We start from the raw sequence: 20,014 nt of genomic DNA, 5'->3' as shown, positions 1-20,014 counted from the left end.
GCGGGCTCATGATGATCCTTCGCCCAATCCAAAAAAGCGACTATCCAGCGCTTTTAAATATTGCTCATGAATCAGGTCATGGCTTTACGTCACTTCCTGTGAATGAAGAGTTGTTGCAAAGTAAAATAGCCCGTTCAGAGGCGTCGTTTTTGAAAGAGACAGATATTCCTTTTGACGAAGGTTATCTTTTTGTGCTCGAAGACAGCGAAACTGGCGAGGTTGTTGGTACAAGCGCCATCGAGGCCGCTGTTGGTTTAGATGATGCCTTTTATCATTATCATTTAAGTAAGGTGATCCATTCATCACGCACCTTAGATGTGTATAAAGCAGTAGATATCTTGACGCTATGTAATGACTACACGGGAGCTACTGAGCTGTGTACATTATTTTTAAAAGATGGCTATCGCAAAGGTCTAAACGGAAAATTGCTATCTAAATCGCGGTTTATGTTTATTAAGCAACATCAGCACAGATTTGCTGATACCGTGATTGCAGAGATGCGAGGCGTATCCGATGAAAATGGTAAAAGCCCATTTTGGCAATGGCTGGAAGAGCATTTCTTCTCAATGGACTTCCCAACGGCCGATTATTTGACTGGTATCGGTCAAAAAGTTTTTATCGCTGAGTTGATGCCTAAATATCCGATTTACGTGAACTTGCTAAGTAAAGATGCGCAAGCTGTGATAGGTCAGGTACATAATAATACTAGGCCAGCAATTGAGTTACTAAAAAGCGAAGGGTTTACCTTTAATGGCTATGTTGACATTTTTGACGCAGGGCCGACGGTAGAAGCTAAAGTGGATAATATCCGTACAGTTCGCTCAGTGCAAAACAAACAAGTGCGTATCGGTCAACCACAGAGCGGTTCCCCTGTGATGGTAGCAAATGGTAAACTTGCAGGTTATCGGGCAACGGTAGCCGAACTTCAAGTTGATCCAGCTAGCGATGAAATCGTTATTTCGGCTGAATTGGCAAACGCATTGAACATTGTTAGTGGTGACTCAGTTAGCATCGCAACACTTTAATTTGTAGGTATTAATTATGACAACACATCCTGCTCAACTGATAAACGGTGAATGGGCTGCAGGTCTTGGCAGCGAATTTAAATCAGTAAACCCAGCAAACAATGAGGTGATCTGGCGTGCAAACTCTGCCACTGCAGAGCAAGTTGACGCTGCGGTTAAAGCGGCAAGAAATGCTTTTTATACTTGGAGCGATTTAGATTTTTCTGCACGCTTGGAAATAGTAAAACGTTTTGCTGAGGTACTAAAGGAAAACGCTGAAGAGCTGGCAATTGCCATTGCAAAAGAAACTGGCAAGCCGCTTTGGGAAACGCGCACTGAAGTGGGGGCGATGGTTGGAAAAATTGCGATTTCAGAAAAAGCGTACCATGAAAGAACGGGTACAGTGGAAAACCCAATGCCAGAAGGGCGAGCGTTTATTCGTCACAAAGCACATGGCGTTGTTGCTGTATTTGGTCCTTATAATTTCCCTGGTCACTTACCTAACGGCCACATTGTACCTGCATTGCTTGCGGGTAATACGGTTATCTTCAAGCCATCAGAGTTAACACCTTATGTGGCTGAGTTGACTTTGAAGTTTTGGCAAAAAGCAGGTTTGCCAGCTGGTGTTATCAACTTGGTTCAAGGTGAAGTTGAAACTGGTAAAGCGTTGGCGTCGCACAAAGGTATTGATGGCTTATTCTTTACAGGTTCTTCTCGTACTGGTCATTTATTACATGAGCAGTATGCAGGTCAACCCGGTAAAATTCTTGCTTTAGAAATGGGTGGCAACAACCCGTTGATTGTTAAAGATGCATCAGATACTAAAGCTGTTGTACATGACATTATTCAATCTGCATTTATTTCAAGTGGCCAGCGTTGTACTTGTGCACGTAAGTTGTTCTTGCCAGCAGGCGCACAAGGTGACGCTATTCTTGAGCACCTGATCCGTGCCACTAAGGCAATTAAAGTGGGTAACTATGATGATGCCGATCAGCCATTTATGGGGTCAATGATCTCTGAAGCGGCTGCTAAGGGTATGGTTGCGGCGCAAACACAATTGCAGTCGTTAGGTGGCGAGTCACTTATCGAGCTAACACATAAAGCGGGAACAGGTTTTGTTACTCCTGGCATCATTGAGTGTACTAATATCACTGATTTTCCAGATGAAGAGCATTTTGGCCCGTTATTAAAAGTGTTCCGTTACACTGATTTTGATGCAGCAATCGACAAGGCTAATGATACCAGTTTTGGTTTATCTGCAGGTCTACTTGGTGATAATGAAGCTGACTATGATCGTTTCTTGCGTCGTATTCGTGCTGGTATTGTTAACTGGAACCGCCCAATTACAGGCGCATCAAGTGCAGCACCATTTGGTGGTATTGGTGCATCAGGTAACCACAGAGCTAGTGCTTACTATGCTGCTGACTACTGTGCATACCCAGTTGCATCGGTTGAGCTTGAAAAAGTGACGCTACCAGGTACATTGAGCCCAGGTCTTAATATTGACTAAGGCTTAGCATACAAAGGGTTAGCTTTATTTTATGATGAAATTATAAGCTAGTACTTTGTTCCGATAAAAAGCAGCTTCGGCTGCTTTTTTTGTTTTCAGCTAAACGACAAAAGTAGCATTAGCAGTCAGTTTCTGCTTAAATCAATATCAGGTAGGTTCAAAGTCGTAGGTGAATTAAAGATGGTTTTAGATAAACAAGGTTATGACGAATTAGTCATGTATCTTACACAAAACTTAGCCTTGTTTGAAAAACCCGGCGAGATTAAGCCAGGTGCCCCTAAAGTCATGGAACTGATCGAGGATGTTATTGCTGAGAATGTAATACGTATTTGTGAACAACATAGCGAGTTGACAACAGAGCAACGAAGCTTGATTGTACGTGAAGTTGATGGCATTGTTTATGACTTACAAGAAGTGCTCTCAAGTGTCACCGAGCAGCGTGTTACGGTAGAGCAGCGCGAGTTTATTGAAGAATTTGCCGGCTTAGTTAAAAATATGTTTGACTCGGCCGTATGATAGTAAAAGTTTAATAACAACAATTATTTACAATAACACCGCCCAAAGGCGGTGTTATTGTTTCTTATGAGGTAACTATGCAAGCAAGTGTAAAGTGGGTAGAGGGAGATACATTCATAGGGCGCTCTGAATCAGGGCATAACGTGGTATTTGACGCAGGCGCAGATAGCGCGGCACCCAGTCCAATGGAAATGGTATTAATGTCAGCTGGATGTTGCTCTTCGGTTGATGTGGTGAGTATCTTAAAAAAAGCAAAGCAGGACTTTGATAACGTCGAAGTCAAATTGACTGGTGAACGTGCGGAAACTGCACCTAGAGTCTTTACCAAAATGAACCTACACTTTGTGGTTACAGGTCGCAATGTGTCTGAAAAGCACTTAGCTCGTGCTGTTCAGCTCTCTGCAGAAAAGTATTGCTCAGTGGCATTAATGCTTGATAAATCAGTAGAAATTACCCACAGCCATGAGGTTGTCGAAAAGTGAGGGAAAATAACCCTTTTTCGTAGCGCGATTTTCGTATAAAATCCGCAAACTTTTGGTTCTGCGTTTCGCAGATTTATAGTTTGAAGGTTGGTCTATCGTGAACAAGCCCTTTGATAAAATTAAACTCCATGGCTTTAACAACTTAACTAAGAGTTTAAGCTTTAGCATTTACGATATCTGTTACGCCAAAACAGAACAACAACGTAAAGAATACTTAGAGTATATCGATGAGCAATATAGTGCTGATCGTTTGACTGATATTTTAAAAGACGTTGTTGATATTATTGGCGCTAACGTATTGAATATTGCGCGTCAAGATTACGAGCCGCAAGGGGCAAGTGTAACAATTTTGGTATCTGAAGAGCCTGTTGAACAGCAGACTTTTGATAGCAATGAAACACCAGGACCTTTGCCAGAATCTGTAGTTGCGCACCTTGATAAGAGCCACATTTGTGTGCACACCTATCCTGAGGCGCACCCAAATGATGGAATTTGTACTTTCCGTGCAGATATTGAAGTGTCTACTTGTGGCATTATCTCACCACTTAAGGCGCTTAACTTCTTGATCCATTCTTTGGAATCAGATGTGGTAACTATTGATTATCGTGTTCGTGGCTTTACTCGTGACGTAACAGGTGTGAAGCATTACATTGATCATGCGATTCACTCAATCCAGAATTACATGACAGATGATACGAAAGAAGCGTATCAAATGCTGGATGTGAATGTGTATCAAGAAAACTTGTTCCACACTAAGATGATGCTTAAAGAGACAGATTTGAATACTTATTTGTTTGGCATCACAACGGCAGATTTGAGCGAAGATGAAGAAACTGAGATCAGAGCTCGCCTAAATCGTGAAATCCAAGAAGTATTCTATGGACGTAACCTGCCTGAAGTTGATTAACTTCAAATATGGTGTGATGAAAAAAGCGCTCTTTGAGCGCTTTTTTTATGTTTCGCGGTTTTATATCTCGTACTTAAATGTAAGCCCGACAAGGCGCGGTTCTGCGTATTGAACGTAGGTTTCAGTGGTATAACCATTTAATGGGTTATTTGGAAATCTAAAGCCTCGAGCCGCTACGTCTTTATCTGCTAAGTTTCTGCCCCACGCTGTGAGTGACCACTGCTGCGCATAATAGCTTAAGCTTGCATTGATTAAGTTGCTGCTGTTTGCCTTAGCATCATGGCTGATTGAATGGTAGTAATCATCTTTGCCATCCAATGACAGCGCGGCAACTAATTGCTCTGTGATAAAATAATTAGCCGCTATGGAGTATTGATATTTGGGTGCTTGAGCTTGCTCTCGACCATCTAAGTTCAGGTTGATAAAGTCACCTTTAACTTTGGTGTCAAGGTAACCCACACTATAAGTGAAATTTAAACGATCGGTATAATGAAACTGTCCTTCAACCTCTATTCCGTAATTTCTTCCTTTAGAAGCATTATCAATAAACTCTAAAAACTTTCTGTCCACTTCCAAAGAGCGTTTTACTTGCATGTCTTCTCTGTGCATGTAAAAAGCGCTGACTCTAACCGTATGACGTTTGTCTTCTGAGCTGCCCTTTACACCAAACTCTGCATTCCAAAGGTATTCAGGAGCAAAGTTATACTGGGCTGGTTGAACATTTAGCTGCTCATCTTTCGCTCTGGCTAATGCTTCGCCGTTAATGCCCCCAATTTTGTATCCGCGAGACAGGCTGGTATAAATCATCGTTCTAGGCACGACATAGTGTTCTAAGGCTAGCTTTGTACCCCACATCCAATCATCATTGTTGCCAGTAATAGTATTGTTATCAAAGTAATCGGTGTCGTATCGCTCAGCACGTAGCCCGGTAATGAGGTCGGTTTTGTCAGATATGTGTGTGACTTTTTGACCGAACAATGCCAGATGGCTTACATCGTAATGAGAGTTAAAGTCTTGGCTTTGCCAAGTGTACGCGCGTGTAAGCTCTACTTGCTTGCGCTTGGCAGAAATACCACCAACCCAGTTCTGTTGCTTATCTGAGAACGTGAGCTCTAATGTACCTCTATCATGTTCACGCTGATAGCTATCTGTTGAGCTGTAACCGTCAGGGTGAAGCCCTGCAGCACATACATCTGCTCGAGAAGCATCATTACAAGTCCAATCTTCGTCATAACTATATAGTGTGTCACCACTTAATCGACTGACAAGTATCGACAGGTCAAAGAGTTTGGCGCCGGTATAAAGGGTTTTAACTGCAAAGGCATTGCTTTGTTGATTGTCCTGACCTGGTTCATCAGCGCTGCTTTGGCGGTTGTTATATAGCGTGAAGGCATCGTAACCATTGTCAATATTGATGTGATGGGCAACAAATTCAGTACTTAGCGAGTTACTCCATTGCGTATGTAATTTAACTCTGCCAACCTGCTCATCTAATTTTTGTGTGGCTTTATTTAAATAGACGTTATCGGTATAGCCATCAGACTGTTGTAAGTAATAACTACCTCGAACAGCGGTACTCTCAGTTACAGCTCCGCCCATTGCGATACCCGCATCTTTACTTTGGTAATTGCCGATACCAAGTTTAATGTTTAAGGCCGACTCTTTTGTGGCTGCTTGAGTATGGACATCAATCATACCTGCCATCGCATCGGCTCCAAAGCGTGTACCTTGAGGACCACGGTAAATAGCCACATGTTCTGTATCAAAAAGTAACGCGCTGCCTCCTAAACCTGAGTAGTCAATGTTGTCTACCAACATGCCTACACTTGGGTGAATAGGGTCTACAAATTGAGAGCGTAGTCCGATACCACGGATCTGCACAAAGCGCCCTCGTGAGGCGCCTGCGGTAAAGTTCGTGTTTGCTGCACTATTTAACATCTGCTCTAGATGAGTGGCGCCTCTAGCTGTGATGATGTCATCACCCATTACTATGGCACTTGTACTTAAGGTTTGAATGCTCTCTCTTTTAAAATCACCAGTTACCTCAATAGTTTCAATAGAAGTGTCGTTGGCGAATGAGTTATAAGAAAGCAGCGATATGATTGTTGCGCTGAGTAAAGAGTATTTTGAATTCATAGTCCGGCAGTTGTCGTTTGAGTTGCGCACATTTTAGCAAATGACCGCTAGGTTAAAACCAAAATCGCGTTTAAATGTGTTATAACTTTGCCAATTATTAATAGCTTACTTTTATATTGTGGGGCTCAAGTGGTATTTAGCGTAGATTTCAAAGTGCGTGATTACGAATGTGATTTACAAGGAATTGTGAACAATGGGGTGTATTTTAATTATTTAGAGCACGCAAGACACGAGTTTTTACTTTCGAAAGGCGTTGATTTTGCCGCGTTAGCTCGAGATAAAGTTAATTTAGTCGTGATCCGCTCGGAAATGAACTTTAAAGACTCACTCAAACCAGGGGATGAATTTTATGTGCAAGTTGAGGTACAACAACAAAGCAAATTGAAGTTCATTTTCATACAAAAAGTTATTCGTAAGTCTGATGACAAACTCATGCTAGATGCTATTGTGACAGGCACCTCAGTTAATGAACGGGGACGTCCGTTCCTATGTAAGGAAATTCAAAGCTTGTTTTCATGAAGTTAGCGCTAAAAATGCGCTTTTTCGATTCTAAATAGCTATTTATTGCCGCTAAATTCAGTTAAATGTGTATAATTATACGAGTTTAGTGAGTAATAGTGTGACATGAAATCTTTCTTTTTATCTTGCGTGATGTGCGCGTTTTTAGTTGGCTGTATATCAACCGAAAAAGTAGGTGATATACAGCTAAAGCATACCAAGTGGCAGCTGAGTCATATCAATGGGAAATTAGTTGTTAATAGTGACATTTCTATTGAGTTTATAGAAGCCATGCAAGTTGCCGGCAACGCTGGTTGTAATCGATTCTTTGGAGAAGGAATGGTGCGCAATAGTTCACTTCAGGTATCTCATATGGGAATGACACGTAAACTGTGTGATGAACATACCAATCAGCAAGAACAAATGTTACTAAAAATGCTTGAAAGTGGTGTACCTGTGCTCATGATTGAAAATGAGCTGATTTTTAAAGGCCAGCCAGAATTGCGTTTTCGAGTTGCAGGCTAAGTCCTTCTCCAGTACACTCGTTGCTAATTCGTTACTTGTCGGAGTGCCCTTTGGGCTGAGATCGCATTTTGCGGGATCCGTGAACCTGATCAGGTTAAAACCTGCGTAGGGAACAAGCTGCCTGTATTGCAAACAGATGTTTGTAGGCTGCCAGAGTTTTATGATGTCATAAAACTCGATCATCTGAGGCTAACCTCATCTCGCTCCTTTTGGAGATCTGACAAGACCCCTTAAATAACAATGAGGCAAGTCATGTCAAACAATAGTAGCAAACCATCTCGCCGCGAAACACGTGCCGCGGCATCTGAATTTATTTACAACCTTACGGGACAACCTTTTCCTAGTTCTCACAAAGTATATGTTGAAGGGGAGCAAGCGGGTGTGCGTGTTGGTATGCGTGAGATCACCCTATCAGATAGTTTTGTAGGTGGTACCGAAGATAACCCTGTCTATGAGAAAAACGAACCTGTTCGGGTATACGACACATCTGGCCCATACACAGATCCTGACTTTAAATTAGATGTACGTAAAGGCTTACCTAAACTGCGTAAAGAGTGGATTGATGCGCGCGATGATACTGAGTGGCTTGACTCGGTCACCTCTAAGTTTTCTCAACAGCGCATGGCGGATGAAGGGCTAGATCATATTCGCTTTGAGCACTTACCAAAAATTCGCCGCGCAAAAGCAGGTAAAAATGTGACTCAAATGCATTATGCTCGCCAAGGAATAGTCACACCAGAAATGGAGTATGTGGCGATCCGTGAAAACATGGGCCGTGCTAAGCTCAAAGAAGAGATCCTTGCCCAGCAGCATAAAGGTCAGTCTTTTGGTGCGTCAATTCCAGAGTTTATTACCCCTGAATTTGTGCGTGATGAAATAGCCCGTGGTCGCGCCATTTTGCCAAACAATATCAACCACCCAGAATCTGAGCCGATGATCGTTGGCCGTAACTTCTTAGTGAAAGTCAATGCCAACATAGGTAACTCATCGGTAACTTCCTCTATTGAAGAAGAAGTGGAAAAACTGGTTTGGTCTACTCGTTGGGGCGCAGATACAGTTATGGATTTATCAACGGGTCGATACATTCACGAAACACGCGAATGGGTAGTGCGTAACTCTCCTGTACCAATTGGCACGGTGCCAATCTATCAAGCGCTTGAAAAAGTTAACGGGGTTGCTGAAGACCTCACGTGGGAGATTTTTAGAGATACTCTAATTGAGCAAGCAGAGCAGGGAGTTGATTATTTTACAATCCATGCGGGTGTACTGCTACGTTATGTGCCCATGACAGCAAAACGCGTAACAGGGATTGTATCTCGTGGTGGCTCGATTATGGCTAAGTGGTGTTTGGCACATCATAAAGAAAACTTCTTGTATACCCACTTTGAAGATATCTGCGAGATCATGAAGCAATACGATGTGTGTTTTTCCCTTGGAGATGGTTTACGTCCTGGATCAATCGCCGATGCGAACGATGAAGCGCAGTTCTCTGAATTACGCACATTGGGTGAGCTGACGAAAATTGCTTGGAAGCATGATGTACAAGTATTCATCGAAGGCCCAGGTCACGTACCAATGCATATGATTGAGCAAAATATGAAAGAGCAATTAGAGCATTGTCATGAAGCGCCATTTTATACATTAGGCCCGTTAACGACCGATATAGCACCAGGCTACGATCACTTTACATCTGGTATTGGCGCAGCACAAATTGCGTGGTATGGCTGTGCGATGTTGTGCTATGTGACGCCAAAAGAGCATTTAGGCTTACCCAATAAAGAAGATGTAAAAGAAGGCCTGATCACTTACAAAATAGCAGCGCATGCGGCTGATTTAGCTAAAGGTCATCCCGGTGCCCAGGTGCGTGATAACGCATTATCAAAGGCGCGTTTTGAATTCCGTTGGCACGATCAATTCAATCTAGGCTTAGATCCTGAGCGTGCCCGTGAATACCACGATGAAACATTACCGCAAGAGTCAGGTAAAGTAGCGCATTTTTGCTCGATGTGTGGCCCAAAATTCTGTTCAATGAAGATAACCCAAGAAGTGCGTGATTATGCCAAAGACCTTGAAGCAAGAGGAATAGATCCAAACAACGTTGGCGATGCAATTGAGATCAAAATGGTAGATGTTGAAGCCCAAATGAGAGCAAAGTCTGAAGAGTTTAAGCAATCTGGCTCTGAAATTTATCACAAGGCAATTTAACTTTTCGTTTAAAACCTAGTATTGACGTGGGTGATAGCACTAAATCAGCTATCACTCGCTCAATATTAATTGCAAACAGCAGACGATAAACATGAAAAAACCAAAGGTTGCGATTTTAGGATTTGGTCTCGTGGGCCGAGTTGCGGCACTGATGCTACACGAGCAATATCAGCTGAGTATCTTTGAAGCCGCTCCCAATGCTAATGATAATGGTGCAGGTGCGCTTGCTGCAGCAATGCTAGCACCTATGGCTGAATCGGTTATCTGCGACACTGACATTGCGCAGCTTGGCGTAGAAGCGATGGGGCTGTGGCCGAAGCTCCTTGCTATGCTGCCCTCCCCTGTTATGTATCAACAAACAGGTACACTGATTGTTGCACATCAACAAGATATGGGGGATTTGCGCAGTTTTTCACAGCGTCTAAAGCCATTAGCGGGACATCAAGCGCAGCAACTAACGGGTCAAGATATTGCTAAACTTGAACCTGAACTTGCGGGGCGCTTTCACCAAGGCATTTATTTGCCAAGTGAAGGCCAGCTAGATAATCAGGCTTTCTATCAAGCAAGCTTTGAGTTGCTGCAAACAAAGGATTGCAGATTCTACTTTGGTCAGTCATTCGAGTTACAGCATGATGAGCACTCCAACGCACTAGTCAACGACGAAGTGTTCGATTGGATCATCGATTGTCGAGGTATCGGGGCTAAAAAACAGCTTGCTGGTTTGCGTGGTGTACGAGGTGAAGTCGCGCGAGTTTACGCACCTGAGGTAACGCTCAATAGGCCTGTACGACTGATGCACCCGCGTTATCCTATCTATATTGCGCCTAAGCCCAATCATGAGTTTGTTATTGGCGCCACTGAAATTGAATCGCAAGATGATGGGCCTATAACAGTACGCTCAACCCTTGAGTTGCTATCAGCTGCCTATACAGTGCACAGCGGCTTTGCAGAAGCGCGCGTGATGGCGCTTAATGCGGGGCTTAGGCCAGCTTTTACTGATAACCGTCCAAAAATTTCAGTGAATGCAAAGGTGATCAGTATTAACGGCCTGTATCGTCATGGTTATTTGCTTGCTCCAGCTGTCGTTAAGCAAGCGCTTAGTAAGGAGTTATTGTGAAAATAACATTTAATGGTCAGACCATAGAGTCAACCGAGCATACACTTCAAGCATTTATTGATGCTACTGATGCGAAAGAGCCCTATGCGGTGGCGCTAAATGGTCAATTTGTGCCACGTAGTCAGTGTCAATCAACGCATTTAGCGGAAGGTGACAGCATTGAATTGCTTTCTCCAATTCAAGGCGGCTAGGCGATGCGAGACGATAAACCGCTTAACATCTATGGGCAAAGGTTTGAGAGCCGTTTATTGATAGGCTCTGCCTTGTATCCCTCGCCACAAGTAATGCAAGAGGCTATTCGTGCTTCACAGTCGCAAATTGTCACTGTGTCATTACGTCGTCAAAACTCGGTCTCGGCGGGAGATGACTTTTGGCAATTGATCAAAGACACCGGTTTAACCGTGCTCCCCAATACAGCAGGCTGCCATAGTGTGAAAGAGGCGGTGACATTGGCGCAAATGTGCAGAGAAGTTTTTGCGACTGATTGGATAAAGTTAGAGCTGATTGGCGATGAATATAACTTGCAACCAGACCCAGTGGCATTGTTGGAAGCAACACAAATATTGCTGTCTGAGGGTTTTAAGGTATTACCGTATTGCACCGATGATTTAGTATTATGCCAGCGTTTGGCTGCACTGGGTTGTGAAGTGCTCATGCCTTGGGGCGCTCCTATTGGCACGGGTAAAGGGCTTTTAAACCCTTATAACTTATCAATGATACGTCAGCGCTTACCTGATATGACACTCATTGTCGATGCAGGTTTGGGCTTACCATCACATGCCTGCCAAGCACTTGAAATGGGGTATGATGCGGTATTGCTTAATTCCGCGATAGCGGGCGCCGGGTGTCCGGTAAAAATGGCCAAGGCATTTAACCACGCGGTGCAAGCAGGGCGTGCGGCTTATGTTGCACAAGCGATGCCCGAAAAAGATGTTGCGGCACCTTCAACACCCACAATGGGTATGCCGTTTTGGCATCAAAGTAACTAACAAATAAATGAGGAGTCTGAAATGGCACAGGTAGTTTGGAGTATTGCAGGATCAGACTCAGGTGGTGGTGCAGGTATTCAAGCAGATATTAAAGCGATGCAGAGCTTTGGGGTGCATGCCTGTACAGCTATCACAGCATTAACAGCTCAAAATAGCCTAGGCGTAGAGGCAATTAATTCGGTGGCAACGGATGTCATTGAATCACAGCTTCAAGCCTTGGCAACTGACATGCCAGCACACGTAATAAAAATTGGTATGCTGGCAAACGTGCAGCAAATTCAATTAATTGCAGAGCACCTTAGTCATTATAAGCAAAAGTGGTCACAGCCTCCGGTTATTGTGTATGACCCCGTCGCGATTGCTACCAGTGGCGATAAGTTAACAGAAGAAGACACAGTTGATGCTTTAAAAACGCATCTGCTGCCACTGGTTGATGTGATAACACCGAATACGCAAGAAATTCAGCTTTTAACTGGGGTGTATTTAATTGGCCCTGATGCGGTTCGTGAAGCCGCAAGTAAGTTAGTGGAAATGGGGGTTAAATCCGTTGTTGTCAAAGGTGGGCATTGGGATTATCCAAAAGGGTACTGTGTTGATTTCTGCCTCTGGCAAGGGCAGGAATACTGGCTTGGCAATGAAACAATTAATACTCCACATACCCATGGCACGGGCTGCAGTTTATCTTCTGCGATAGCCGCATGTTTAGCAAAAGGCTACCCGCTCAAAGACGCATTTATAATGGCTAAAGCCTACATTAATCAAGGTTTGCATGCGGCAACACGGTATGGTGAAGGCATAGGCCCTGTTGCACAAACCGGTTTCCCTACCAACTTAGCGTATTATCCACAAGTGATAGAAGCGGGCAGCTGGCTAGCAGACGAGTTGGATTTTGCACAGCCCAACCCTTTTAATTTTGCTGCTGGGTTTGCTGATACTGATGGTGAACTAGGTCTTTATGCGGTAGTGGATAATGTTGATTGGGTAGAGAAATGTTTATCCGCTGGCGTGCCAACCGTGCAGCTAAGAGTTAAAAACGCAGATCCAGCAACACTTGAAGCAGATATTCAAACGGCCATTACCTTAGGTAAAAAATACCAAGCACGGGTGTTTATTAACGACTACTGGCAATTAGCCATTAAACACGGCGCTTACGGGGTGCATCTAGGGCAAGAAGATCTCAGTGAGGCCAATTTGCGAGCCATTCAGCAAGCCGGATTAAGATTGGGAGTGTCTACGCATGGTTTTTACGAAATGCTCAGAGCACATAACTACAGACCCAGTTACCTCGCATTTGGGGCAATTTATCCAACCACAACCAAAGATATGACAGGGCAAATACAAGGCCTTGAAAAACTTTCACAGTTTGTACCTTTGATGACGCAGCAATACCCGACGGTTGCGATAGGTGGTATCGATTTGTCAGTGGCCTCAGAAGTAGTAAAAACAGGGGTGGGTAGTATTGCCGTGGTGCGAGCGATCACCGAGTCTGAGGACCATGTTAAAGCAATCGAACAACTTAAAGCGTGTTTACAGAGTGCATAATAATGGAGCTAAATGATAAAGAGCGGCTCAGATACAGCCGCCACTTATTACTAAAAGAGGTGCAGGAGCAAGGGCAGCTTAAGCTCAAAAATGCCCACATGGCAGTGGTTGGCTGTGGTGGCTTGGGCAGCCCTGCGCTGTTTTATTTAGCTGCTAGTGGTATAGGTACACTCACTTTTATAGATGACGATGAGGTTGAGTTGTCGAATTTGCAAAGGCAGATTTTGTATAAAGTCAGTCATATAGGGCAACGAAAGAGCCATGCTGCAAGTAAAGTGTTGGCGAGTCTTAACAACAGTATCGAACTCAATCCGCTGTGTACTAAACTGACCGCTGACAATGTGGTAGTTTTGCTAAAAAATGCAGATATTGTGCTTGATTGTAGCGATAACTTCGAGACGCGTTATTTACTTAATAGTTACTGTTTGAAAAACAAAAAAGTACTGATCTCTGGCGCTGCAATAGCTACTTCAGGGCAAGTGATGTGTTTTGACTTTAGAGAGAATGGACCTTGTTATGCTTGTGTATTTCCTCAAAGCGATGAAGTAGAAAGTACCAACTGCGATAATTTTGGTGTATTGAGCCCACTGCTTGGCGTGATCGGCGCGCAGCAAGCGTTATTAGCGATAAATACCATTTTAGGTCATCACAGTGGATGCTATTTTGCTAGTGTTGATGGTATGACGCTTAAGCAGAACGTTTGGCAAATAGTCAAAGATCGTCAATGTATGGTTTGTAGTGCTGCGTGTTAGAAAGTCCTAAGGCCAATGTCGATTAGCCTTAGGAGATAAGAGGCTATTTTTTGATGGTGGCAAAAGGCGTGCCCATACGAGTGACTGTTTCCGGTTGCTCACCGTCTAGGAAGTCGGCTTGGTTTGCACCCCAAGCTAAAATAACCGTAGAGCCAAGTTTAAATCGACCCATTTCTTCACCTTTTTTCAACGACACTGTGTTGCTGCCAGTGGCTGGGTAATCCCAACTAAACACATCCTTACCTGCTGGTGGCGTTACTGTACCCGCCCAAATGGTTTCGATGCTCGCTACGATGGTTGCACCAACCAATACCATTGCAAGAGGGCCAATTTCGGTATCAAAAATCGCTACTACACGTTCATTACGAGCAAACAGATTTGGTACATTTTGCGCGGTCAATGGGTTGACTGAGAACAAGTCTCCAGGCACATAGATCATGCGCTTTAATGTGCCATCGATTGGCATATGAATACGATGATAATCTTTTGGGGCTAGGTAAATAGTCGCAAACTTACCGCCGCTAAAGGGTAAAAAGTCTTCTTCTTTACCACCTAAAAGTGCCTGCAAACTATAGTCATGACCCTTCGCTTGAATGATCTGACCATCAACAACATCGCCTAACTGGCTAATTGCCCCATCTACAGGGTGGGCAATAATATTTTTATCTTCAGCGAGAGGGCGAATACCCGGCTTTAAAGGACGCGTAAAGAATTCATTGAAGGTTTTGTAATGTGCAGGGTCTTCGTGAAGCGCCTCGCTCATATCAATTTTGTATTGCTTGATAAATAATTTAATCAATTGCGTTGTCAGCGCGCCAGCCTCGGCAGCGGCGAGCTTTCCAACAAGGCGCGATAGTGCGTGTTTTGGCAGCGCATACTGCATGGCAATTTTTAATTTATCCAAGTTCACGTTATTATTTTCCTAAAAAAATTTTGCTGATATCAGCGTAAAATTAAACACGAGGAGCGCGAGCGCCCGCGCGGCCATCAGCCATGGACTCGAGTATGCGATGGTAGCTATCAAAGCGCAATTCACTGATATTACCTTCGTTTACGGCCTCTACCAATAGACAACCAGGATCATTGAGGTGCTTACAGTCTCTAAAGCGGCAACCGCCAATGTACTCCCTAAACTCTTTAAAGCACCAGGTCACGCGTTCCACCTCTAAATGCCACAACCCAAATTCACGGATCCCCGGAGAGTCAATCAGGTTACCGCCACTGGGCAGGTGATGAAGTCGAGATACTGTTGTTGTATGTTGTCCCAGACCGCTGTTCTCTGACACTTCTTGCGTTAATATTTCCGCGTTGGGTAGCACTGTATTCACTAAAGTGGATTTTCCAACGCCAGACTGACCAACAAAAATATTATTTTTACCTGCCAGTGTGTGTTTCAGAGCTTCGATGCCTTCGCCTGTTTTATTGCTCACTAACAATACTTGATAACCTAAGTTACGGTAAATATCGAGTACTTCATCAATGTACTGACGGCTGTCATCATCAAGTAAATCGACTTTATTGAGTACCAGAATAGGCTCAATGCCCATGTCCTCACAGGCTACCAAATAGCGGTCGATAATATGGGGCGTAAACTCAGGTAATACTGCCGATACCATCAAAATTTGATCTATGTTGGCTGCTACAACTTTAACACCATCATAAAAGTCTGGGCGTGTGAGCTGAGAACGACGCTCTTCGGTGGTCTCGATAACACCAGCCAAGTCACCATCGCTGACTTTGGCGCGGCGAAAGTATACTTCGTCACCACACACTAGACTGTTTATAGTGCGTCGAATGTTGCAGCGCAGCACTTCACCTTGCGAGGTTTCGATATCTGCGTGTTGGCCAAAACGGCTGATCACCACGGCAGGTTCTATCGGCCCCAAGTTATCACTTTGCCAAGCGCTGTCTTGTTGGTTTGCCTCTTGCTGTTTAGCTTTATGCAACCGCTTTTGATGGTTGGCACTGATCCGTCTGGATTGGCCTTTACTTAGTTTTGTCTTTTTTGCCATGTTACTTTGGTCTACCGGCCAAAAATAAGATAATTTGTTTAAATTAGCCTATTCCTGTACTGTTTGTTTTGTGAGCTGCATGTAATTGGTCTATAACTCAATTAAATGCCCCGCTTTTTAAAAAAAAGCTTTAGGTCAACTGGTGAAGCTAATATGATATATCTAATTGCATTGGATCTAAAGGAAAGTACCGCTAAGGTAGTCTATGTCGTTTAATGAATCTAACTTGATCTGGCTTGACCTCGAAATGACGGGGCTAGAACCTAAGACAGATAAAATCCTCGAAATCGCCACAGTGATCACTGACTGTGACTTAAATATATTAGCTGAAGGCCCGGTTATCGCCATTCATCAAAGTGATGAGTTGCTAGATAATATGGATGAGTGGTGTACTAACCAACATGGTCGTTCAGGTCTAACTGCACGTTGTAAAGCAAGTAAATTTACAGAGGAAGACGCGGTTAAACAAACATTGGACTTCTTAAAAGGTTGGTTACCTCCTGCAAAATCGCCAATGTGTGGTAACTCCATTGGTCAAGACCGCCGTTTTTTAAACAAATACATGCCAGAACTTGAAGCATATTTTCATTATCGCAATCTGGATGTCAGTACGGTAAAAGAACTGGCCCGTCGATGGAAACCCGAATTGTTAGATGAAGTTAAAAAGAAAAGTTCACACTTGGCTTTAGATGATATTAAAGATTCCATCATGGAGTTGAAAATCTATCAAGAAAAGTTTTTCAATATTTAAAAAAATGCTTGCAAAGCATTTTTTATGTTGTAGAATCCTGCCCCGCTTAAGACGAGAAGCCTTAGCGGGGTTTTTACATTCTTAAGTAAAGAAAATATTGCGTATGCGGCACTAGCTCAGCTGGTAGAGCGCAACCTTGCCAAGGTTGAGGTCACGAGTTCGAACCTCGTGTGCCGCTCCAATCTTTTAGAATTACAAAGCAGTACTTAGCTCGGCTGCTAAAACGCTAGATGTGACCTTAAGGTTACGCATGGCGGAAAATGAGCAACTCTGGAATGCGGCACTAGCTCAGCTGGTAGAGCGCGACCTTGCCAAGGTCGAGGTCACGAGTTCGAACCTCGTGTGCCGCTCCAACCTTTTAGAATTACAAAGCAGTACTTAGCTCGGCTGCTTAAACGTTAGATGTGACCTTAAAGTTACACACAGCGGAAAATGAGCAAATCTGGAATGCGGCACTAGCTCAGCTGGTAGAGCGCGACCTTGCCAAGGTCGAGGTCACGAGTTCGAACCTCGTGTGCCGCTCCAATCTCCATCTAGAATCTCTTTTTTATCAATTCCTTTTTAAATTTCTTCTTTGCATAACAAATTTTAATTGCTTAATAATCCAACTCTACGTAAAATACGCGCTCTTTCGGCTATCACATTTAGTTCCTTGCCTTCACCCGACTGGCCGAAACGGGAAAAGGCTATATTAACCGTAAGGAATATCCATGCGTCATTACGAAATCGTATTCATGGTTCACCCAGATCAAAGTGAGCAAGTACCTGGTATGATCGAGCGTTATACTGGTTCTATCACTGAAGCTGGCGGTACTATTCACCGTTTAGAAGACTGGGGTCGTCGTCAATTGGCATACCCAATCGAAAAACTTCATAAGGCACACTATGTTCTTATGAACGTTGAAGCACCAACTGAAGTAATCAACGAGCTTGAAACTTCTTTCCGCTACAACGATGCAGTACTACGTAACTTAGTTATGCGTACTAAAACTGCTGTAACTGAAGCATCTCCTCTAGTAAGAGAAGAGAAAAGAGAAGCAGCTACTGCTTAATCGTTATTGACTCTGGACATTGAGGGTTTGCGGTGCAAAAACAGGTTGACCTGTATACAAATCAATATGTGCTTTCGGGCGTGATTTGTAAAACACCCAAATTTAATCAAAGCCCAGCCGGTATACCACATTGTATTTTTGTGCTTGAGCATAAATCAATGCAAGTTGAAGCAGATCTTAACCGTAATAGTTATGTTCGACTTCAAGTGGTCGCCAGCGGGAAACAGTTCCAGTCTCAAACACAGCATTTATACGTTGGGCAAGCAGTACAAGTTCGAGGTTTTTTAAATCGTCACGAAAACCGAAATGGTTTGAGTCAACTCGTACTACACGCACAACATATTGAAAGAATTAATTGAGGAAATTACTCATGGCACGTTATTTCAGACGTCGTAAGTTCTGCCGTTTTAAAGCGGAAGGCGTACAACAAATCGATTATAAAGATCTAGCTACTCTTAGAAACTATGTAACAGAAAGTGGCAAAATCGTACCTAGCCGTATCACAGGTACTAGCGCTAAATACCAGCGCCAGCTAGCAGCTGCTATCAAGCGTGCTCGCTACTTAGCCCTTCTTCCATACACTGACTTACACAAGTAAGCAGCTGATTAACAGTTTTTAAAAGGTGTAGAGACATGCAAGTTATTCTACTAGACAAGATCGCTAACCTAGGTAGCCTAGGTGACCAGGTTGCAGTTAAATCTGGCTTCGCACGTAACTTCTTATTCCCTAAAGGCAAAGCAGTTCCTGCGACTAAAGCAAACATCGAAACTTTCGAAGCACGTCGTGCTGATTTAGAAGCGAAAATCGCGGAAGAATTAGTATCTGCGCAAGCACGCGCTGAGAAACTTGAAGCATTAGCAGAAGTTACATTAGTTTCTAAAGCTGGTGACGAAGGTAAGCTGTTCGGTTCTATCGGTACTCGTGACATCGCTGACGCTATCTCAGCAGTTGGTGTTGAAGTTGCTAAGTCAGAAGTTCGTCTACCTCTAGGTACTATCCGTGAGACTGGTGAATTTGACGTATCAATCTCAGTACATGCAGACGTAACAGCTACTATTAAAGTAATCGTTATTGCTGAAGCTTAATATTTTATGATTAAGCAAAACCGTGCACATCATGTGCGCGGTTTTTTATTTTCAGAGCCAAGAAAAAACACTTCTCACACATACCATTGATTAATTAAGCTAACGTGTCACTTTATATACCCATCAACTCTATATCTTGCTTATACCCTCATATTATAGATAGAAAATAGCTAACTCGAAGTTAAAGTACCGGACATTCCTTTATTTTTATCTGCGATGTAAAACCCAAATAGGTTCTGCCCGAGTGATCTGTAATAAATTGGTCAAATATATCACAGGAGAGCCTATTAAAACGGCGAAAACAGCATGTTCAGCTCGAAAAGTAGGCGAACGATCTATTTTTATCACTTTTCTTAAAAAAACACTTGATCAAAAAAAGGATCGCCCTATAATGCGACCCCACTGACACGGAGCGCTGAGCAACTTAAGCAAAGCAACAACGAGTCAGAGTCGAGTAAAACTTAAGATTTAAACTTCTTCTGAAAACTTAAAAATTAAGTGTTGACAAAAAATAGGGAATGCTTAGAATGCACACCCCTAGCGAGATGAGCCAAGCGCTGAATCATCGCACCGTTCTTTAAAAATATGAAGCAATCATCTGTGTGGGCACTCGTACAGATTGAGTTCTAACAGCAGAACTACTTAGGTAGGGACGCAAACAAATTTAGAGTCTCAATGTTTTTTCCTTTAATGGAAAGTGAGTGACCAACGGCAACAAGTTTACTTGTTGCAACACAGTCAATTCGATATCTCATCTTTATATTAGGTGAGTATCAAAATCAGAATTCATTGAGCATGTCCTTCGGGACAGAAAAAACTTTTAATTGAAGAGTTTGATCATGGCTCAGATTGAACGCTGGCGGCAGGCCTAACACATGCAAGTCGAGCGGTAACATTTCTAGCTTGCTAGAAGATGACGAGCGGCGGACG

Annotated in this window: 21 protein-coding genes, 3 tRNA genes, 1 rRNA gene and 1 riboswitch; of the genes, 22 read left to right on the top strand and 3 right to left on the bottom strand. The window is 43.3% G+C overall.

What is annotated here, in order from left to right:
• Window positions 1–8: 8 nt before the first annotated feature.
• From astA to speD, 5 genes are all read left to right on the top strand, one after another.
• Complete coding sequence (gene astA / locus HC733_RS16370; protein WP_190366083.1) at window positions 9–1,025, top strand: arginine N-succinyltransferase; 1,017 nt, start codon at window positions 9–11, stop codon at window positions 1,023–1,025.
• 16 nt (window positions 1,026–1,041) lie between these two features.
• Window positions 1,042–2,514 (top strand): succinylglutamate-semialdehyde dehydrogenase, encoded by a 1,473-nt coding sequence (astD, locus tag HC733_RS16365; RefSeq protein WP_190366082.1) that lies wholly within the window; start codon window positions 1,042–1,044, stop codon window positions 2,512–2,514.
• Window positions 2,515–2,694: 180 nt separating this feature from the next.
• Window positions 2,695–3,030, top strand: a complete 336-nt coding sequence (locus tag HC733_RS16360) for a DUF3802 family protein (RefSeq protein WP_105166728.1) — start codon at window positions 2,695–2,697, stop codon at window positions 3,028–3,030.
• Window positions 3,031–3,107: 77 nt separating this feature from the next.
• Window positions 3,108–3,512 carry an OsmC family protein gene (locus tag HC733_RS16355; protein ID WP_190366081.1) on the top strand — a complete coding sequence of 135 codons (405 nt, stop codon included), beginning with the start codon at window positions 3,108–3,110 and terminating at the stop codon, window positions 3,510–3,512.
• A 97-nt stretch (window positions 3,513–3,609) separates the two neighbouring features.
• Complete coding sequence (speD, locus tag HC733_RS16350; RefSeq protein ID WP_190366080.1) at window positions 3,610–4,419, top strand: adenosylmethionine decarboxylase; 810 nt, start codon at window positions 3,610–3,612, stop codon at window positions 4,417–4,419.
• A 60-nt stretch (window positions 4,420–4,479) separates the two neighbouring features.
• Here speD and HC733_RS16345 read toward each other — a convergent pair whose 3' ends face one another.
• On the bottom strand, window positions 4,480–6,555 hold the full coding sequence (locus HC733_RS16345) for a TonB-dependent receptor (protein ID WP_190366079.1): 2,076 nt from the start codon (window positions 6,553–6,555) through the stop codon (window positions 4,480–4,482).
• A gap of 129 nt (window positions 6,556–6,684) precedes the next feature.
• Between HC733_RS16345 and HC733_RS16340 the strand changes: the two genes are divergently transcribed.
• The 8 genes from HC733_RS16340 to HC733_RS16305 all read left to right on the top strand — a co-directional run bounded on the left by HC733_RS16340 (window position 6,685) and on the right by HC733_RS16305 (window position 14,183).
• Window positions 6,685–7,074, top strand: a complete 390-nt coding sequence (locus tag HC733_RS16340; RefSeq protein ID WP_190366078.1) for a thioesterase family protein — start codon at window positions 6,685–6,687, stop codon at window positions 7,072–7,074.
• A gap of 105 nt (window positions 7,075–7,179) precedes the next feature.
• Window positions 7,180–7,578 (top strand): META domain-containing protein, encoded by a 399-nt coding sequence (locus tag HC733_RS16335; RefSeq protein ID WP_190366077.1) that lies wholly within the window; start codon window positions 7,180–7,182, stop codon window positions 7,576–7,578.
• Between the two features lie 29 nt (window positions 7,579–7,607).
• Window positions 7,608–7,707, top strand: a riboswitch (TPP riboswitch).
• Window positions 7,708–7,830: 123 nt separating this feature from the next.
• Window positions 7,831–9,783 carry a phosphomethylpyrimidine synthase ThiC gene (gene thiC / locus HC733_RS16330; RefSeq protein WP_194710076.1) on the top strand — a complete coding sequence of 651 codons (1,953 nt, stop codon included), beginning with the start codon at window positions 7,831–7,833 and terminating at the stop codon, window positions 9,781–9,783.
• A 91-nt stretch (window positions 9,784–9,874) separates the two neighbouring features.
• Window positions 9,875–10,900 carry an FAD-dependent oxidoreductase gene (locus HC733_RS16325; protein WP_190366076.1) on the top strand — a complete coding sequence of 342 codons (1,026 nt, stop codon included), beginning with the start codon at window positions 9,875–9,877 and terminating at the stop codon, window positions 10,898–10,900.
• Window positions 10,897–11,091, top strand: coding sequence for a sulfur carrier protein ThiS (gene thiS, locus HC733_RS16320; protein ID WP_190366075.1), 195 nt, complete (start codon window positions 10,897–10,899; stop codon window positions 11,089–11,091). Before HC733_RS16325 ends, thiS begins: the two co-directional genes overlap by 4 nt.
• 3 nt (window positions 11,092–11,094) lie before the next feature.
• The gene (locus HC733_RS16315; RefSeq protein ID WP_190366074.1) at window positions 11,095–11,889 is read left to right on the top strand and encodes a thiazole synthase; all 795 of its coding nucleotides are present in this window, start codon (window positions 11,095–11,097) and stop codon (window positions 11,887–11,889) included.
• A gap of 21 nt (window positions 11,890–11,910) precedes the next feature.
• Window positions 11,911–13,431, top strand: coding sequence for a thiamine phosphate synthase (gene thiE / locus HC733_RS16310; protein ID WP_190366073.1), 1,521 nt, complete (start codon window positions 11,911–11,913; stop codon window positions 13,429–13,431).
• Window positions 13,431–14,183, top strand: coding sequence for a ThiF family adenylyltransferase (locus HC733_RS16305; protein ID WP_190366105.1), 753 nt, complete (start codon window positions 13,431–13,433; stop codon window positions 14,181–14,183). The genes thiE and HC733_RS16305 overlap by 1 nt, the downstream gene beginning before the upstream one ends.
• 43 nt (window positions 14,184–14,226) lie before the next feature.
• On the opposite strand, the gene asd is transcribed toward HC733_RS16305, so the two are convergent.
• Both asd and rsgA read right to left on the bottom strand, forming a co-directional pair.
• Entirely contained in the window at window positions 14,227–15,093 is an 867-nt protein-coding gene (asd, locus tag HC733_RS16300) for an archaetidylserine decarboxylase (RefSeq protein ID WP_190366072.1), read from the bottom strand.
• Window positions 15,094–15,136: 43 nt separating this feature from the next.
• Window positions 15,137–16,195 (bottom strand): small ribosomal subunit biogenesis GTPase RsgA, encoded by a 1,059-nt coding sequence (gene rsgA / locus HC733_RS16295; protein WP_190366071.1) that lies wholly within the window; start codon window positions 16,193–16,195, stop codon window positions 15,137–15,139.
• 205 nt (window positions 16,196–16,400) lie between these two features.
• On the opposite strand from rsgA, the gene orn reads away from it, so the two are divergent.
• The 9 genes from orn to HC733_RS16250 form a co-directional block, all read left to right on the top strand.
• Window positions 16,401–16,946, top strand: coding sequence for an oligoribonuclease (orn, locus tag HC733_RS16290; protein WP_152087218.1), 546 nt, complete (start codon window positions 16,401–16,403; stop codon window positions 16,944–16,946).
• Window positions 16,947–17,051: 105 nt separating this feature from the next.
• Window positions 17,052–17,127, top strand: a tRNA-Gly gene (locus tag HC733_RS16285).
• A 96-nt stretch (window positions 17,128–17,223) separates the two neighbouring features.
• A tRNA-Gly gene (locus tag HC733_RS16280) sits at window positions 17,224–17,299 on the top strand.
• 96 nt (window positions 17,300–17,395) lie between these two features.
• Window positions 17,396–17,471, top strand: a tRNA-Gly gene (locus HC733_RS16275).
• A 185-nt stretch (window positions 17,472–17,656) separates the two neighbouring features.
• Window positions 17,657–17,998, top strand: coding sequence for a 30S ribosomal protein S6 (gene rpsF, locus HC733_RS16270; RefSeq protein ID WP_070991141.1), 342 nt, complete (start codon window positions 17,657–17,659; stop codon window positions 17,996–17,998).
• A gap of 32 nt (window positions 17,999–18,030) precedes the next feature.
• Complete coding sequence (priB, locus tag HC733_RS16265) at window positions 18,031–18,357, top strand: primosomal replication protein N (protein WP_190366070.1); 327 nt, start codon at window positions 18,031–18,033, stop codon at window positions 18,355–18,357.
• Between the two features lie 11 nt (window positions 18,358–18,368).
• Window positions 18,369–18,596 (top strand): 30S ribosomal protein S18, encoded by a 228-nt coding sequence (gene rpsR, locus HC733_RS16260; RefSeq protein ID WP_086744268.1) that lies wholly within the window; start codon window positions 18,369–18,371, stop codon window positions 18,594–18,596.
• 35 nt (window positions 18,597–18,631) lie between these two features.
• Window positions 18,632–19,084, top strand: a complete 453-nt coding sequence (rplI, locus tag HC733_RS16255) for a 50S ribosomal protein L9 (RefSeq protein ID WP_190366069.1) — start codon at window positions 18,632–18,634, stop codon at window positions 19,082–19,084.
• Window positions 19,085–19,905: 821 nt separating this feature from the next.
• Window positions 19,906–20,014, top strand: a 16S ribosomal RNA gene (locus HC733_RS16250); the annotation flags it as partial.

Source organism: Pseudoalteromonas sp. S16_S37 (genome assembly GCF_014694405.1).
Taxonomy (GTDB): Bacteria; Pseudomonadota; Gammaproteobacteria; order Enterobacterales; family Alteromonadaceae; genus Pseudoalteromonas.
The sequence above is the reverse complement of the archived record's forward strand: the minus strand, read 5'-3'. Positions and strand labels throughout refer to the sequence as shown.